Origin of the sequence: Paucibacter hankyongi, assembly GCF_037482915.1 — a bacterium.
In the GTDB taxonomy this organism is placed as follows: domain Bacteria; phylum Pseudomonadota; class Gammaproteobacteria; order Burkholderiales; family Burkholderiaceae_C; genus Paucibacter_A; species Paucibacter_A hankyongi.
On sequence record NZ_JBBHJX010000006.1, the window covers coordinates 23,494 to 39,208 of the forward strand.

General features: G+C 64.2%; 12 protein-coding genes. 5 read left to right on the forward strand and 7 right to left on the reverse strand.

From position 1 onward, the window contains the following. Positions 1-5 precede the first annotated feature (5 nt). On the forward strand, positions 6-1,649 hold the full coding sequence (locus WG899_RS10985) for a GMC family oxidoreductase (protein ID WP_339595688.1): 1,644 nt from the start codon (positions 6-8) through the stop codon (positions 1,647-1,649). Between the two features lie 6 nt (positions 1,650-1,655). Here WG899_RS10985 and WG899_RS10990 read toward each other — a convergent pair whose 3' ends face one another. The 4 genes from WG899_RS10990 to WG899_RS11005 all read right to left on the reverse strand — a co-directional run bounded on the left by WG899_RS10990 (position 1,656) and on the right by WG899_RS11005 (position 5,702). Further along, complete coding sequence (locus WG899_RS10990; RefSeq protein ID WP_339595689.1) at positions 1,656-3,191, reverse strand: methyl-accepting chemotaxis protein; 1,536 nt, start codon at positions 3,189-3,191, stop codon at positions 1,656-1,658. A gap of 58 nt (positions 3,192-3,249) precedes the next feature. Further along, complete coding sequence (locus tag WG899_RS10995) at positions 3,250-3,717, reverse strand: cache domain-containing protein (RefSeq protein WP_339595690.1); 468 nt, start codon at positions 3,715-3,717, stop codon at positions 3,250-3,252. Between the two features lie 155 nt (positions 3,718-3,872). Next, complete coding sequence (locus WG899_RS11000) at positions 3,873-5,249, reverse strand: leucyl aminopeptidase family protein (protein ID WP_339595691.1); 1,377 nt, start codon at positions 5,247-5,249, stop codon at positions 3,873-3,875. An 87-nt stretch (positions 5,250-5,336) separates the two neighbouring features. Continuing rightward, entirely contained in the window at positions 5,337-5,702 is a 366-nt protein-coding gene (locus tag WG899_RS11005) for a thioredoxin domain-containing protein (protein ID WP_339595692.1), read from the reverse strand. 595 nt (positions 5,703-6,297) lie between these two features. On the opposite strand from WG899_RS11005, the gene WG899_RS11010 reads away from it, so the two are divergent. Further along, positions 6,298-6,462, forward strand: a complete 165-nt coding sequence (locus WG899_RS11010) for a hypothetical protein (RefSeq protein WP_339595693.1) — start codon at positions 6,298-6,300, stop codon at positions 6,460-6,462. A gap of 49 nt (positions 6,463-6,511) precedes the next feature. Here WG899_RS11010 and WG899_RS11015 read toward each other — a convergent pair whose 3' ends face one another. Then, positions 6,512-9,358 carry a DEAD/DEAH box helicase gene (locus WG899_RS11015; protein WP_339595694.1) on the reverse strand — a complete coding sequence of 949 codons (2,847 nt, stop codon included), beginning with the start codon at positions 9,356-9,358 and terminating at the stop codon, positions 6,512-6,514. A gap of 56 nt (positions 9,359-9,414) precedes the next feature. Here WG899_RS11015 and WG899_RS11020 point away from each other — a divergent pair, with 56 nt between their 5' ends. From WG899_RS11020 to WG899_RS11030, 3 genes are all read left to right on the forward strand, one after another. Next, positions 9,415-10,671, forward strand: a complete 1,257-nt coding sequence (locus tag WG899_RS11020; RefSeq protein WP_339595695.1) for a hypothetical protein — start codon at positions 9,415-9,417, stop codon at positions 10,669-10,671. A gap of 132 nt (positions 10,672-10,803) precedes the next feature. Beyond that, positions 10,804-11,439, forward strand: coding sequence for a hypothetical protein (locus WG899_RS11025; protein WP_339595696.1), 636 nt, complete (start codon positions 10,804-10,806; stop codon positions 11,437-11,439). Further along, the gene (locus WG899_RS11030; protein WP_339595879.1) at positions 11,354-11,965 is read left to right on the forward strand and encodes a tRNA-uridine aminocarboxypropyltransferase; all 612 of its coding nucleotides are present in this window, start codon (positions 11,354-11,356) and stop codon (positions 11,963-11,965) included. Before WG899_RS11025 ends, WG899_RS11030 begins: the two co-directional genes overlap by 86 nt. A gap of 22 nt (positions 11,966-11,987) precedes the next feature. Here WG899_RS11030 and WG899_RS11035 read toward each other — a convergent pair whose 3' ends face one another. Together WG899_RS11035 and WG899_RS11040 are read right to left on the reverse strand one after the other, a co-directional pair. Further along, positions 11,988-13,898, reverse strand: a complete 1,911-nt coding sequence (locus tag WG899_RS11035; RefSeq protein WP_339595697.1) for a B12-binding domain-containing radical SAM protein — start codon at positions 13,896-13,898, stop codon at positions 11,988-11,990. Between the two features lie 62 nt (positions 13,899-13,960). Beyond that, positions 13,961-15,379, reverse strand: coding sequence for a TIGR03790 family protein (locus WG899_RS11040; RefSeq protein ID WP_339595698.1), 1,419 nt, complete (start codon positions 15,377-15,379; stop codon positions 13,961-13,963). Positions 15,380-15,715 lie beyond the last annotated feature (336 nt).

Sequence of the window (15,715 nt, forward strand, 5' to 3'; positions counted from 1 at the left end):
GCGCCATGTTTGATTTCATCATCGTCGGCGCCGGCACGGCGGGCTGCCTCTTGGCCAATCGCTTGTCTGCCGATCCGAGCAAGCGTGTGCTCTTGCTGGAGGCCGGTGGACGCGATGACTATCTGTGGGTGCATGTGCCGGTGGGTTATCTGCACTGCATTGGCAACCCGCGTACCGACTGGCTGTATCAAACCGAGGCCGAGGCCGGCCTGAATGGTCGCCGCCTGCGCTACCCGCGCGGCAAGGTTTTGGGCGGCTGTTCCAGCATCAACGGCATGATCTATATGCGCGGCCAGTCGCGTGACTACGACGGCTGGGCCGAGGCAACATCTGACCCCGCCTGGCGCTGGGCCGATTGCCTGCCCTTCTTCAAGCAGCATGAGAACCATTGGCGGCTGGATGACGCCGGCGCTGCTTCGGCCTCTTTTCGGGCCGCGCATGGTCATGGCGGCGAGTGGCGGGTCGAACGTCAGCGCTTGCGTTGGGACATTCTGGATGCTTTTGCCAGCGCGGCCATGCAGGCCGGCATCCCGGCTACCGATGACTTCAACGCCGGCGACAACGAGGGGGTCGGCTACTTTGAGGTCAACCAGCGCAAGGGCTGGCGTTGGAACACGGCCAAGGCTTTTTTACGCCCGCTTTGCTATGGCCGACCCAATTTTGAGTTGTGGACGGGCGCTACGGTGCAGCGCCTACAGCTGGAGCGGATCGAGGGCCAACTGCGCTGTACCGGCGCAGAGGTGCGTACGCCGCGTGGCCTGGAGCAGGTTCAACTCAAACCCGGCGGTGAGCTGCTGTTGGCGGCCGGAGCCATTGGCTCGCCGCAGATCCTGCAGCTTTCCGGAATCGGCCCGGCCGAGCTGCTGCAGCGCCATGGCCTTGAAGTTCAGCAGGCACTGCCGGGTGTCGGCGCGAATTTGCAAGACCATCTGCAGATCCGCAGCGTCTTCAAGGTACAGGGCACGTCGACGCTGAACACGCGTGCAGCCAGCCTGTGGGGCAAGGCCATGATCGGGCTGGAATACGCGCTCAAGCGTAGCGGCCCGATGAGCATGGCACCCTCGCAGCTGGGGGCCTTCACCCGCAGCGGGCCCGAAAAGACTTGGCCCGATCTGGAGTGCCACGTGCAACCGCTGTCGCTGGATGCCTTTGGGGAGCCGCTGCACGCCTTCAATGCCTTCACCGCCAGCGTCTGCAATTTGAATCCCAGCAGCCGCGGCAAGGTTGAGATCTGCTCGAATGATCCGACGCAGCCGCCTCTGATCGCGCCGAACTATCTCAGCACGGCGGAGGATCGCCGGGTGGCCGCCGCCAGCCTGCGCCTGACGCGAAGCATCGTCGCGCAGCCGGCGCTGGCGCGCTTTGCCCCACAGGAATACAAGCCAGGGCTGCAGTTTCAGAGCGAGGAAGAACTGAGCCGTTTGGCCGGCGACATCGCCACCACCATCTTTCATCCGGTGGGTACCTGCAAGATGGGCCGGGATGACGATGCGATGGCGGTGTTGGACAGCCGCTTGCGCGTGCGCGGCGTGTCCGGTCTGCGCGTGGTGGATGCCAGCGTCATGCCCAGCATCACCAGCGGCAACACCAATTCGCCGACGCTGATGATTGCCGAGAAGGCGGCCGCCTGGGTTTTGGCCGGCGACTAGGGCCGCTCAGCCCAGTTTGAAGGTGTGCACTACATCGGCGAGCTTGCTGGCCTGCTCTTTCAGACTCTCGGCCGACGCGGCCGACTGTTCCACCAGTGCGGCGTTTTGCTGCGTCATCTGATCGAGTTGCACCACCGAGGCGTTGATGGTGCCAATGCCGTCCGACTGCTCGCCCGCCGCCGAGGCAATGTGGCCAATGATGTCGGACACATGTTGGACGCTGCTGACGATTTCGCTCATGGTCTGCCCGGCATCGGCCACCAGATGGGAGCCGCCTTCCACCTTCTCCACCGATGAATTGATCATGGTTTTGATTTCTCGCGCGGCCAACGCACTGCGCTGGGCCAATGAGCGCACTTCGCTGGCCACCACCGCAAAACCGCGCCCTTGCTCGCCCGCCCGGGCCGCTTCCACGGCCGCGTTCAGCGCCAGGATATTGGTCTGAAAGGCGATGCTGTCAATGACGCCGACGATGTCGCCGATCTTGCGAGAACTGGTGTTGATGTCCTCCATGGTGGCCACCACCTGGGCCATCACTTGGCCACCGCGGGCGGCAACCTCGGCGGCCGAATTGGCCAGACGATTGGCCTCCGCCGCAGAGCTCGCCGACTGTTTGACGCCATTGGTCAGGTCTTCCATCGACGAGGCAGCTTCTTCCAGGTTGGCCGCCGTTTGTTCGGTGCGCATGCTGAGATCCTGATTGCCGGAGGCGATCTCGCTGCTGGCATTGCGGATGGCGTCTGACGAATGCAGCACAGTGCGCATCGACTCGGCCAGCTGCGTGCTCATGCTGCCCAAGGCGCGCAGCAGATCACCGACCTCATCATTGCGCTCACTGCGCGCATCCACGACCAGATTGCCGCCTGCGACTTCACTGGCAATGGCGGCTGCACGGCCCAATTCGGCGGTCACCTTGCGCTGCATCAGCGCCGACAAACCGACGGCCACCGCAGCGCTCAACACACCAAGGCCGGCCATCAGCCAGCCGATGCGAGAAGAGTGCTGAGCCGCCGCCGTGAGTTGAGCCTCAGTGTCGGTCTCGAGCTGCTTGAGCATGCTGCGGATCGATTGCGCGAGGCCCTTGAAGGTTTCGTCGGCGTTTTGCATCGCTGCAATGCCGGTGTTCGGGTCCATCGAGGACAAGTCAACGGCCTGGTCGGCTTGTTGTAAATATTTGGCCAGCCCCTTGTCCAACTCGACCAAGCCGGACTGAATGGCCGGCTTGTCGGTGTGCGCTTGGCTGACGGCGGCGGCCACGCGCTTGACGCCATCGACCTCGCGCGCCATATCGCTGCGAATTTTCTTCACCTGGCCGTCGTCCAAGGAGGCGACCAGCGTCAGTGTGCGGTACACCGCGGTGTGAATTTGCGCCAGCTGTTCTTGCGCACTCGATAGGGTCCTGAAGTCATCGAGCTGCGCTTCCAGCGCCACCCGATTGGCATTGGCCGTCTGGCTCTGGATCAAGGCATTCACTTCGCCGGTAGTAAAGACCACCAGGGCCGTCAAGGCCGGTGCGGCGAGCAGTTTCCAAGCAAGTTTCATGTCCACCCCCTGTGATCGGGCGCACGGCGTAACGCGCTAGGCCCGTGGATTCAGAAACTTACTTGTAGATGCCTCCGCAGATGGCCATGTCTTCGAACTTCTCGCAATACATGCGCTTGGGCTCGATCTTCTTGTTCTCCGGATTGGTGAACTTGTAGTCCTGCCAAAAGCTGCCCTTGCTGGCGGCCAACTCGACCCGTTCTTTGACGAAGGCCTTGCCGTCCACGTCTTTCAGGTCGATCAAGTTCTTGCCCACCATCTTGGCGTTGGCGCCATGAGCGCGAACGGTGCCATCCAGCCCGTAGGCGACCAGATACAGGTCTTGGAAGATGAACTGGCCGGCCTTGTTGGAAATCTCGGCGTAGCCTTTTTCCTTGCCGTTGGCCTTGATGAAGGCGATGCCTTTTTTGACCATGGCCGTGGCCTGTTCTTCGGTGGCGCCCCCTTCGGCGGCAGACGCAATCAGGGGAGGAGCGAAGCCCACGATAAGCGCCAGGGCCAGGTTCAAGCCAGTCTTTTTGTTCATCTCAATTCCTTTGTTTACAGGGACCAAGGCCGGGCGCTTGCCCGAGCGAATGAGAGAAAGAAACGCCAAGTGCCGATGAGGCAGCACCTTAGCGTCTTTCGGCCGCCATGCCTACAAATTGAGGTGAAAAAGACCGGCTCGAACCGAGCGTCGGCTTATTGGAAGCGCTGCTCCAGATAGGCCAACAAGGTGCGGATGGTCTGCGCTTCGCCGCCGACAGGGCGGCCCGCGCGCGCCACATCGTTCCAGGCGAACAGGTCGATGTGCAGCCAGTCTTGGTTCTCGGGCACGAAGTACTCGAGGAACAAGGCCGCGTTGATGGCGCCGCCCAGGGCATTGCGGCCGGTGTTGACGATGTCGCCGATGCTGCTGGCGATGCCCTCTTTGTAGGGCGCCCACAGCGGCATATGCCACATCGGGTCATCCAGCTTCAGGCCCAAATCGACCAGGTCACGCGCGGTGTCGAAATGCTTGCTGAACAGGGCCGGCAGTTGCGCGCCCAGCGCGACACGGGCGGCGCCGGTCAGCGTGGCCAGATCGATGATCAACTCGGGCTTGCCTTCCGAGGCATAGGCCAGCGCGTCGCTGAGGACGACGCGGCCCTCGGCGTCGGTGTTGCCGATCTCGATGTGCAGGCCCTTGCGGGTCTTGATCACATCGCCGGGACGGTAGGCGTTGCCGGCGATGGCGTTTTCCACCGCCGGAATCAGGACCTGCAGGCGCACCGGCAACTTGAAAGCCATCACCAGCGCGGCCAGGCCCAGCGCATTGGCTGCGCCGCCCATGTCCTTCTTCATTTGGCGCATGCCCTCGGCACCCTTGATGTCGAGGCCGCCGGTGTCAAAGCAAACGCCCTTGCCGACGATGCACAGCAGCGGCGCGCCGGCCTTGCCCCAGTTCAGCTCGATCAGACGCGGCGCGCGGGTGGAGGCGCGGCCGACGGCATGAATGGCCGGGAAGTTCTGCTTCAGCAGGTCGTCGCCGACGATTTGTTTGAAGCGTGCGCCGTGTTGTTTGGCAATCAGCTGCGCCGCTTTGGCCAGCTCTTCCGGGCCCATGTGCTCGGCCGGTGTGTTCACCAGGTCGCGGGTGGCGGTGATGGCGGTGGCCTGGGCCAAGCCGCGTTGTGCGTCGCTGCTGGCCTGCAACATCAGCTCGGCCGGTGCGCGCCGGCGTGCCTTGTAGAGGTCAAATTGATAGGCGCCCAGTTCCCAGGACAGTGCGGCCAACTCGGGCTGCAGGGCCAAGCCGTCTTCGTTCAGGTGGTAGCGTCCCTCGGGCAGCGCTTGCGGCAGGGCCGACAAGGCAAAGGGGTCGGCCGCATGGGCCACGCCCGCGAACACCTGGCCCAGCTTGCCATCCGGGCCGGGGACCAATGCATGGCTGTCCGGCGCGCCCGTGAAGCCCAGGGCTGCCAGCCAGTGGCGCGTCGGTGCGGGTAGCTTAGGCGCGATGGCGGAAAAAGCGGCCCGGTCGACCACGGTGATGGCGACGGTGTCGTTGGAAGCGGCGTTCTTGAGTTGAACTGTCATGGCGCGGAGGTCTCCGTTGCGGCTCTTGTAAAGCCGCAATTGTCCATGCTGAAGCCGCCACCCCTTGGCCGGCGGCCGCAGCAGCGCTCAACAACTGCTCTGCAAACGCACCAACAAGGCTTGGGCCGAGGGGTTGGCGGGGCTCATCGGCGCCTCGACCGCCGAGCTGATCATGCGTTGAGCGGTGGCCAGTTGTGGTGTCACCGGGCCGATGAACCGCAGCTGCTCGCCCACGCCGATCAGCAGCGTCGGGAAGGTCTCCACCTCCAACTCGCCGACCAATTCTTCGTCATCTTCGATATCCACCCAGATGAAGCGATAGTCGGGAAACTGCGTCCGCAGGTCCGCCATGATCTCGTGATACGCGTCACAGGTGCGGCACCAAGCGGCGCACAGGCAAGCCACCAAGGTGGTTTGGGCGTGGCGCTGATGGGCGTCGGTGGGAATGCTCATGCTGCCAAGCATAGCCACGAAGCGCGGTCCTTCGCCGCTGCTCGTTGCAAACAGGCGACGCGGCTTGCAGATGATTGCTCCAGCTGCCTTGTTTTATGGCGGCCGATCGGAAATGGCGCTTTGCGGACATCCGACTTGGAGCGACCGCTTGCCGGTCTCAGCGAACGAGCAAAGGCTTTGGTTGAGCAGGCCGACTAGGCACTCTGCCCCGCTCCTGTCCCCCGTCCCGGGCTTGCGCCCGTGTCTCCGCCTTTACCTCGCGGTTCAGAGCGCCCAGCCGTCCTGCTTCGGCAGGATGGGCTGTTGCGCAAGAACAATCGCCGAGGGCGTCGGGGGTACGGTGAAGCGAAGTAAAGGGGGAGGGTCTGGCGCAGCCAGAGCCGGAGGACATGAGCGGAACCGTGCGCCCGATGGCTTCGGCAAGAGGAACACTAAAGACCGCAAACTGCCAGCCGCCGCGACAAGCAAATAGACCCATCGCTATGAAAAAAGTTTGCTGGCCTGTCAACCGGGCTGAAACAGCCTGCGTTGTCACTGCAAACGGAGCGGGATTGTTGGAATCTCCCCGTCGTAGTAACCGAGGCCAGAAACAGCCATGAAAACGCAGCAGCATTCTTCCGAACCCCAGCCCCGTCGCATGCCTTGCCCCGAGTGGCAGGCCGACAACAAGGGTCGCAAGCACGAAGCATTTGAGGCCGGCAACTTCGGCAGCGACCGCCGCAGCGTGGCTCGCGCCATCCGCTTCGACCGCAAGCGTTGAAAATTTGCACCGTCATGGTGCAAAAAACTAGGGCCGCTGGCGCGACACACTAGCTCGCCAGCGGTGCCAACAGTAAATCCAGGTCTTGGGCCGTGAATTTGCTGGCATCGGCAGCATCACTGCCCAGCACGCCTTCCGCCAGCGCCAGTTTGCGCGCTTGCAACTCCAGCATCCGCTCCTCGATGCTGCCGGCCACCACCAGTTTGTAGACAAACACCGGCTTGTCCTGGCCGATGCGGTGTGCCCGTGCGCTGGCCTGAGCCTCCACGGCCGGGTTCCACCAAGGGTCGACATGGATCACCGTGTCGGCCGCCGTCAGGTTCAAGCCTACCCCGCCCGCCTTCAGGCTGATCAGCATCAAGGGCAGCTCCTGCGCTTGGAAACGCCGCACGATCTCCGCTCGCGCCGCCACCGGCGTGGCGCCGCTGAGCGTCAGCCAGGGCAGACCCAGACGCTGCAACTCAACCTCAATCAGCCCCAGCATCTCGGTGAACTGCGAAAACACCAGCACCCGCCGCCCTTCGGCGAGCAGCTCGGGCAGCATCTCTCGCAGCAGTTCCAGCTTGGCGCGCTCCATCTCGGGCGGCAGGTCCATGCCCTTCAGCAAGCCGGGGTCGCAGCAGACTTGCCGCAGCTTCAGCAGGGCATCCAAGACCGAGACCTGCGCCCCACCAAAGCCACGCCGTTCCAGCACGCGGCGCACTTGCTTGTCGGCCGCCACTCGCACGCTTTCGTAGAGATCGCGTTGCTGGCCATAGAGCTGAACTCGTCGGGTCACGGTGCTGAGCGCCGGCAACTCGGTTGCCACCTCCTCCTTGCGCCGCCTCAGGATGAAGGGTCGCACCCGCTGTTGCAGCAACTGGGCGCGAAGCGTCTCGCCGTTTTCTTCGATGGGCTTGCGCCAGAGCCTGGCAAAGCTGCGTGCGTCGCCTAAAAAGCCTGGCATCAAAAAGTCGAACTGCGCCCACAACTCGCCCAGATGGTTTTCCAGCGGCGTGCCGGTCAGGCAGAGGCGATGGCGGGCATGCAGCTTGCGCACCGCGGCGGCGGCGCGGCTGCCGGCGTTTTTGACCGTCTGCGCTTCGTCCAGGATCAAGAGATGCCAGGGCTGCGCCGTCAAGACGGCGGCATCGCGCCAAAGCAAGGGGTAGGTGCTCAGCACCAGGTCGTAGTCGGCCAAGTTCGAAAAATGCTGCGCACGCTCCGGCCCCTGCAGCACCAAGACCCTCAAGTCAGGCGCAATGCGTTGGGCCTCGGCCTGCCAGTTGAACAGCAGCGAGGTGGGCAATACTGCCAGTGCCGGCCGGTCGAGCCGGCCCGCTTGTTTTTCCAGCAGCAGATGGGCCAGCGCCTGCGCGGTTTTGCCCAGGCCCATATCGTCGGCCAAGATGCCGGCCAAGCCTTGCTCGCGCAGGTATTGCAGCCAAGCCAAACCCCCCAGCTGATAGGGCCGCAGCGTCAGCCCCAGGCCAGTGGGCTGCGCTTGCGCCCGCGGTGAGCCGGCGGCGCGCAGGCGCTGGGCCATCAGGCGCAGATCGGCGTCGCCATGGATCTGCCAGCCGGCGCGGGTGTCCAGGCCATCCAAGCGACAGACATCCCAGTCACTCAGCGGCAGCGGACCCTCGCGGCGCTTGGGATCACTGAGCAGATCGACCATGGCCGCCACGATGGGCTTGAGCGTGGCCGCCGGGGCTTCGATGCGGCGCCCGCCCGGTGCGTGCAGCAGGATGATGGCCGCGTCGTCGATGGCGGCGATGGCCTCCGCGTCCAGCCAGCGGCCGTCGCGGCGCAGCAGATCGGCAATCATGGGCGCCAAGTCCAGCGACTCACCCTCGATCTCCACCCCCAGCGTCACCAGCCAAGAGCCCTCGCGCGCCGGCAGGCTCAGGCGCTGAATCTGCATGCGCCAGGCCTCGGCTGCTACCGGGCGGTGGGCAAAGCCCGCTTGCGCCACCACCGCCCAGCCCTGAGCCTCCAGCTCCGGCACGCGCTGTAGCCAGAACTCGGCAAAGAAGTCTTCTTGCAACAGCGTCCAGGGTTGCTCCAGCCCGGCGGCCAGATGAGGCGCTCGCCATTGCAGCAGCTCGGGGTCCAGGGGCAAGAGGCCCGAGCTCCAGAGCTGGTCGCGCGCTTCGGCCTCGGCGGGCAGGTCGCGGGCCAGCAGGCGCGCGCCCAGCGCCTGCGTCAAGGGCGGGCGGCTGTTCAAGAGCGTGCGTGGCGCCGGTGTGGCCCAGCAAATGCCGCTGCCATCGGCATAGGTCCAGTCGACCAGCGCGATGGTGACGGCATCACCCCGCGGACCCAGCTTGCCGCCGGGGGCCAAACCCAGCAGACCGTCGCCCCGGCTCAGGGTGCGCAGCGTCAGGCGCGGGCGAAAACGCAAGGCCTCGCCCTGTTGCGTTGGGGCTGGTGCGGGTTTGGGTAAAGCTGCGGGTGGCGGCGCGGCGTCGTCCAGCAAGAGGTCCATCAGCTTGGCGGCATCAGCCTCGGGCAGGCGCGGCAGCGCCTTCAATTCCTCGCGCCCGGCCTTGCGGCGCAAGGCTTCGGCCCAGCGCTGCAAGGTATGGGCGCGCAGCGGCGCATCGGCCTCGGTCTGCAGCTTGAGCATGACGGCGGCGGCATGCTCGCAAAAACGCCGGGTGCGGCAGCTGCACAGCGCGCTGTAGTGCGGCAGGCCATCGCTGCCGGTCAGGCCTTGCAAGGCCAACTCAAAAAGCTGTTCGCCGCTGCCTTGCACCCGAGCGCTGGCGCCATGGGCGTCTTGCTGCAAGTCCTGAATGCGTGTCTGCAACAGCCGGCCGCGCTGCAGCCGGTGTTTGTCAAACAGGCGCGCCAACGCGTCTTCTGGCGGAGGCCAGATGCGCGGTGCTGAAATCAAGGCGGGGTCAACAGACATGGTCGGCATTGTCTGTCCTGCGCGCTGCGTCATGCTTTGCTGGCAGACTGCGCAGCATGAGACTTGCTTCGATCGTGCGCTGGGCGCTGTTTTTGTTCTTGGGCCTAGTGCTGGTGTTGGGGCTGTGCCTGGGTTTGAGTCTGCAGCCTGCCCCCTTGGTGCCGATGGCGGCCGAATTGGCGCCGGCCGATGTTCAACAAGCCAAGGACTTTGTGCGTCGCAATGATCCGCGTAAGTTGGAGTCTGGCGATCAGCGCCTGCTGAGTGTCAGTGAAAAGGACTTGAATTTGCTGGTCGGGCAGGCGGCACGCGTGTACGGGCGCGGCGCCGCGCATATCCGTCTACAACCCGGGCTGGCCGTTTTGGAAGCCAGCTGGGCGCTGCCGCGTCTGCCCCTCTGGCTCAATGTGGAAGCCGAGTTGGCCGAAGCCCCGGGCTTGCCTGAGTTCAAACGGGTGCGGCTGGGCCGCTTGCCGCTGCCCGCCTGGGCTGCCAATCTGGCTCTGCGGCATGGCTTGGAGCTGATACCTGCCAATTTCGAGCTGCAGTTGCCGGCCGATATGGTGGAGCATGTGGGTTTTGGCGCCGAGTTGTTGCACATCAAATACCGCTGGTACCGGGACAGCATGACGCGTGTCTTGTCCTCGCTATGGCCAGCCGGAGAACAACAGCGAGCGCAGGCCTACCAGGATCATTTGGCGCGCTGGGTGCAGACACTGCCGGCGGGGCAGTCGGTGTCTCTGGCCGCCTTGATGCCGCCGATGTTCACGCTGGCGCAGCAGCGCAGCGTGGGCCTGGGTACGCAGGCGGCGGCAGAAAACCGCGCCGCTATGTTGACGCTGGCGCTGTATGCCGTGGGCGAGAGTTGGGCCCGGGTGATGCCCGTGGCTCAGACATGGACCCGCCCGATGCCCTTGTTGGTGACCCTGAATGGCCGCGAAGACTTTGCGTTGCACTTTCTGGTTTCGGCGGCTCTGGCCTTGGAGGGCGGCGGGCCGCTGGCCGATGCGATCGGGGTCTACAAAGAGCTGTCCGATTCGCGTGGCGGCAGTGGCTTCAGCTTCAACGACATCGCCGCCGACCGGGCGGGTACTCGCTTCGGCCTGTTCGCAGAGCAGGCGCCGGAGCGTTTGCAGGCCCTGATGAGTCAAGGTCAGCCGGAAACGGCCTTCATGCCCAATGTGGCTGACTTGCCGGAGTTCTTGAGCGAGCGTGAGTTTTTGAAACGCTATGGCGGTGTCGACGGGGTGGCGTACAAGCAAATGATGCGAGACATCGAGGCACGGCTGGACGCCTTGGCGCTCAGGAACTGAGCCCAACCCCCTGAATGCGTGGGCTTGGGCGGGGAATTGCCCCCCCCGAGACCGGTGGCTGTTTGCGAGCCGGGCGGGCGCTGCCGCACCGAAAATCGGGGTGAATATTCCCGCCACAGGAGCCCCGACATCATGAGAAGTACCCGACGAGCGTGGGCGTTGTGTTCCGGCATCTTGCTTTACATCGCCGCTTGGGCCTTGGCCTGGATGCTGGCCGAAGTTCGTTTGCCAACCCACATGTTCCCGCACGCCCTGCTTGGCCGTGGCAGCACCACTGCGGTGCTGGCGGAAGCGGGACTGATTGCCTTGCTGCTGTCGGGCCTGGCCTTGTTCTGGAGCTATCTGACCGTGCGCTCGCCGAAGCGTGGCCGGCGCCCGACCGTGGCTTGGTTCATGGCCGGTTTGGGGTCGGCCTGGTTTGTTTGGCTGATGGCCGGCGTGGTCAGGATGTCCGAAAAGCAGAGCGCCGCCGATCTGCCCTTGGCGGTGCTGCTGTTTGCTGCCAATGAGCCGCCCTTGTGGGGTTTGTTGAACATGGCGGCTTTGTTGCAGGGCACCTTCTTGGCCGGCCTATTGGCCGCCGCGCATTACCGCAAGCTCGGTGGCGGCAGGCGCGCGCGGCGCCATGCCATGATGCCGGCCTATGAGCCTCGACTTGAAGAATCTCGGCCCGACGAGGACAGTGGCTGGGCCGACACGCGCCCAATGCCCGAGCTGCCAACGCCCGCTCAGGGCCTGCATCTGTCAATGGGTCAGACCGGTCGATAACCGGGTTGAGGTGCTGCTTTTGCAGCACCCGATGGAGCAGCATCACAGCAAGGGCACAGCCCGGCTTTTACAAATGTCTCTGCGGCGCAGCCAGCTGCTGGTGGGCGAAAGCTTTGAGCCCGATGTGTTGGCGCAAGCCTTGGCGGCGCCAGCGCCGGGTCTGGCGACTTGCTTGCTCTACCCGCCGGAGGCGGACCGGCTAGATGCTGGCGCCCCGGTCGAGCCTTTGCCAGTGGCCCCCGGCGCTTGCGGGCGCCTGGTCGTGTTGGACGCGACCTGGCGCAAGAGCCGCAAGATGCTGCATCTGAATCCGCTGTTGCAGCAGTTGCCCCGGTTATCGCTCAGCCAGACTGCGCCTTCCCGTTACGCCATCCGCCGGGCCCATCGGCCGGGGCAGTTGTCCACGCTCGAAGCCACCGTCGAGGCCTTGCAGCAGTTGCAAGGCGATGCGCCGCAGCTGGCGGCATTGCTGGAGGGCTTCGATGGCTTTGTGGCGCAGCAAGCGTGCGAGATGGGGCGCTGCTGACGCTCGGCGCGGCAGCCCCGCATCAACTGGAGGCCAGGGCTCGTGCGATGCGGTGGCGCGCCACCGTGGTTTTCGGCACCTTGAAGGGGAACCAGCTGCGCACGTCTTCCTCAAGGCCGATGCCGTGCATGTAGTTGTAGATGGCTTTCTTCAAGGCCAAGCCGAGTCGGTCATGGTCCACCCCCGTCGGGTCGATAAAGCCCACATCGTTCTTGGCAAAGCTGACCGGCGGCAGCGGCCGCAACGTCACGCCATAGGCTTCAGGTTCACGGCCTACCGGTGAATGCACGGTGCAGGCGAAGCGGTGGAAAAAGCCGCTCTGGATGCAGCCCTGCTCGAACAACTGGCGCACATATTCGAGCGCGTCGACGGTGTCTTGCACCGTCTGGGTCGGGAAGCCGTACATCAGGTAGGCATGCACCAGAATGCCGGCGTCGGTGAAGGCCTTGGTGACGCGCGCCACCTGCTCGACCGAGACGCCCTTCTTCATCAGATTCAGCAAACGATCGGAGGCGACTTCCAAGCCGCCCGAGATGGCGATGCAGCCGCTGTCTGCCAGCTGTTGGCAGAGCTCGGGGCTGAAAGACTTTTCGAAGCGGATATTGCCCCACCAGCTGATGCTGGTCTGGCGCGCTTGCAACTCGGCGGCCAGCGCCTTCAAGGCCTTGGGCGGCGCGGCCTCGTCGACGAAGTGAAAGCCGGTCTGGCCGGTTTCGGCCACGATGGCTTCAATGCGGTCCACCAGCGTCGCTGCGGAAGCGCCTTCGTAGCGAGAGATGTAGTCCAGCGAGACATCGCAGAAGCTGCACTTCTTCCAGTAACAGCCATGCGCGACGGTCAGCTTGTTCCAGCGCCCGTCCGACCAAAGCCGGTTCATCGGATTGAGCATGTCCAGCAGCGACAGATAGCGATCCAGCGGCAGACCGTCCCAGGTGGGCGTGCCCACTTCGGCAAACGCAATGTCGGGCTCGACGAAATTGATGTAGCGCACCTGGCCTTCTTCGCGCACAAAAGTGCGCACCAGGCGCTGGCGTGAGCGCTTGCCCTGCAGATGCTCCAGCAGCGCCAAAAGCGGGCGCTCACCGGCATCCAAGGTCAGGTAGTCAAAGTAGTCGAACACACGCGGCTCGCTCAGTTCGCGCAACTCGGTGTTGACGAAGCCGCCGCCCAGGGCGATGACGATGTCGGGGTGTGCCGCCTTGACCGCTTGGGCGATCCGGAAGGCCGCATAGACCGCGCCCGGGAAGGGCACCGACACCAGCAAGAGCTGCGGCTGGTGCTTGGACACAGCCGCCAAGGTCAACTCGCGCAGCGTTTCATCGACCAGATTCAGCGGCGCCGCCAGCGCCTTGGCCAAGGGATCAAAGGTCGGCTGGCTGGTGGCCAGTGACTCGGCGTAGCGCACGAACTCGAAGCGCGGGTCGACCGCATCGCGCAAGACATCGGCCAAATCGTTCAGATACAGCGTGGCGAGGTGACGTGCTCGGTCTTGCAGGCCGAGAGCGCCAAAAGCCCAGGCCAGTGGGTCGCCGCCGTCCTCGTCGATATAGACGTCGAGTGATTCGAATCGCTTGCCTTCGGGCAGGAAATTGCGGCCGCAAATGCGCTGTGCCAGCGTCGAGTCGCCGCCCTGCAAAAAGCTCACCACCGGCTTGATGGTGGCTAGATAGCGTTCGTACAAGGCCTCGAAGTTCTGCACCTGGGTCGAGCGTTGTTGGGGCGCTAGCGCTTCGATGCGTGCATGCAGGGCTTGCAGCCCCTCGCGGCTGAACAGGCGCAGCATCAAGGCCAAGGCCAGATCCTCCTGCACCGCATCGACACCGCGTGAGCGCAAAAAGCCGGTGATGTAGGCCGTTGAGGGATAGGGCGTGTTCAGCTGCGTCATCGGCGGGATGACAGACAGCACGCGGAAAGCGGAAGTTTGGGGGGACATGAGCGGCGCCTGGAGGGGCTTGCATTTTGCCAGCGCACGCCGCTTTCAGTCTTGAGTCGGATTCAAGGGCTTTCGCTGAGCGTGCATTGCAGGCTGTTGTTGTCCGGGCAGGGGCCGCGCCAGCGCAGCTGGGTGGCGCTGGCCGGCGGCAGTGGTGCGTTCAGCGTTTGCTGCTCAGCTCGGACGATCTTGAAGGTGGCCAGACTGGTCCAGCTGCCCGTGGGGCCGCTGCGGAACTCCAGCGTGTAGTTGCCGTTCGGCCGCAGCGACCGGGTCTTGATCAGATACTGGCCGCCCTCCAGGCTGAAGCTGGCTTGGTCGGCAAAGGGCTTGGCCAGCGGTTCGCCGACAAACAGGCCTTGGCCGGGCCATTGCACCGATTTCCAATAGGCCTCTATCAGCGTGGCGCCGCGGTAGTAGTGATCAATCAGCACACTGGCTTGCGAGAACTTTTGGGTGTAATTGCAGGGCTCTTCGACCGTTCCATAACTCGCTGTCGCGCCGGCATCGAGCCAGTCGGTGATCGGCATCTGGCCCCAGCCCGAGGGCAGCGCGCCGCCAAAGGAGGTCAAGTGATCGGCAGCGGCGCCGGGCAGGAAGCTGTTGCTGCTCAGATTCGGGACGACGGCCTTGCCGGTGAAATAGAACAGCACATCGGCCTTGCCGACGATGCCATCGCTGGCGGCGCCGGCCGAGTTGTCGGTATAGCTCAGTTGCAAGCGCCCGGCCCAACTGGCGGGCAGGCCGGTGTAGTCGCCATAACGCACGCTGCGAGCGGCATCACTGGTGCGCAGCAAATAGCCGCTGCCGCTGGGTTGGCTGGCGTCGGCGCGCACGCCTCGATCGATCAGGCTGCGCGCGGCATCCAGCGTGCGTGCGCCCAACATCATGGACGGTCTGAATTTGTGGTCCGTCCAGGGCTTGTTCGACTCGGTGTCGTAATAAGGCGAGGCCGCGGTGCTCGCACAACCGGCGCCACAGTATTTGGCGTCATAGCCAAAGGCCAGTGCACTGGTGATGCTCATGGCGCATGTGCCCACCACCCGGGTTGGTGCAATCCAGGTCAGCAGCGTCGCTTGTACGCTGGTCGGCAGTTTGGCGTCGATATCGGCCTTCAGGGCCGCGAAGTCATTGGCCGAAATAGTCTCCGCGCCGGTATTGAGCTTAACGCGGATGATGTTGCTGGCCGGCACGCCACGCGCCGACTGATAGTAGGCTGCCACCGCCTCCGACAAGACATCCCCTTCGGCGACGATGACTCCCAGGTCTTGCGCCTTCAAGCCCGCGCTGGGCAAGCTCAAACCAAAGCTGCTGGTGGCGCTTCCTACCGGCGTCGGTGTGGGTGTCGGCGTTGCGGCAGTCGAACTGCTCGCACCCCCGCCGCCGCAAGCGGCCAGCAGGATGGCCAGGCTCAGCCCCGCCAGCAGGCGCCAGGCGAAGGTCGAGAGCTTGAAGATGGCGTGAGCGCGAGATGTAGGCATGGCGAGGATTGTTCCCCTTGCTCATTTTCTGCAAAGCGCAAGATAGCCGCTGTGGGCAGGGCTTTTCACAATTGATTCATCGCGACCGGGGGGGCCGCCTTCAGGCCACTGAAGTCCTTGTGGCCCCCAAACGCCCCTCAAATCACGGCCTAACGCCCCTTGGTTTCTTGCGGTTTCCTGGCAAAGTTTGCATAAACACCACAGGCAACTTCGCCTGTAGGGACTGAAAAATGATCGAGCCCATGTTTTGAGTGCCCGTATTTGTGCGGGCGGCATTTCTGCTAAATCAAAGAATTACGAGTTGAAACGCGAATGTAAGCGCAAGCAAACTTCCCT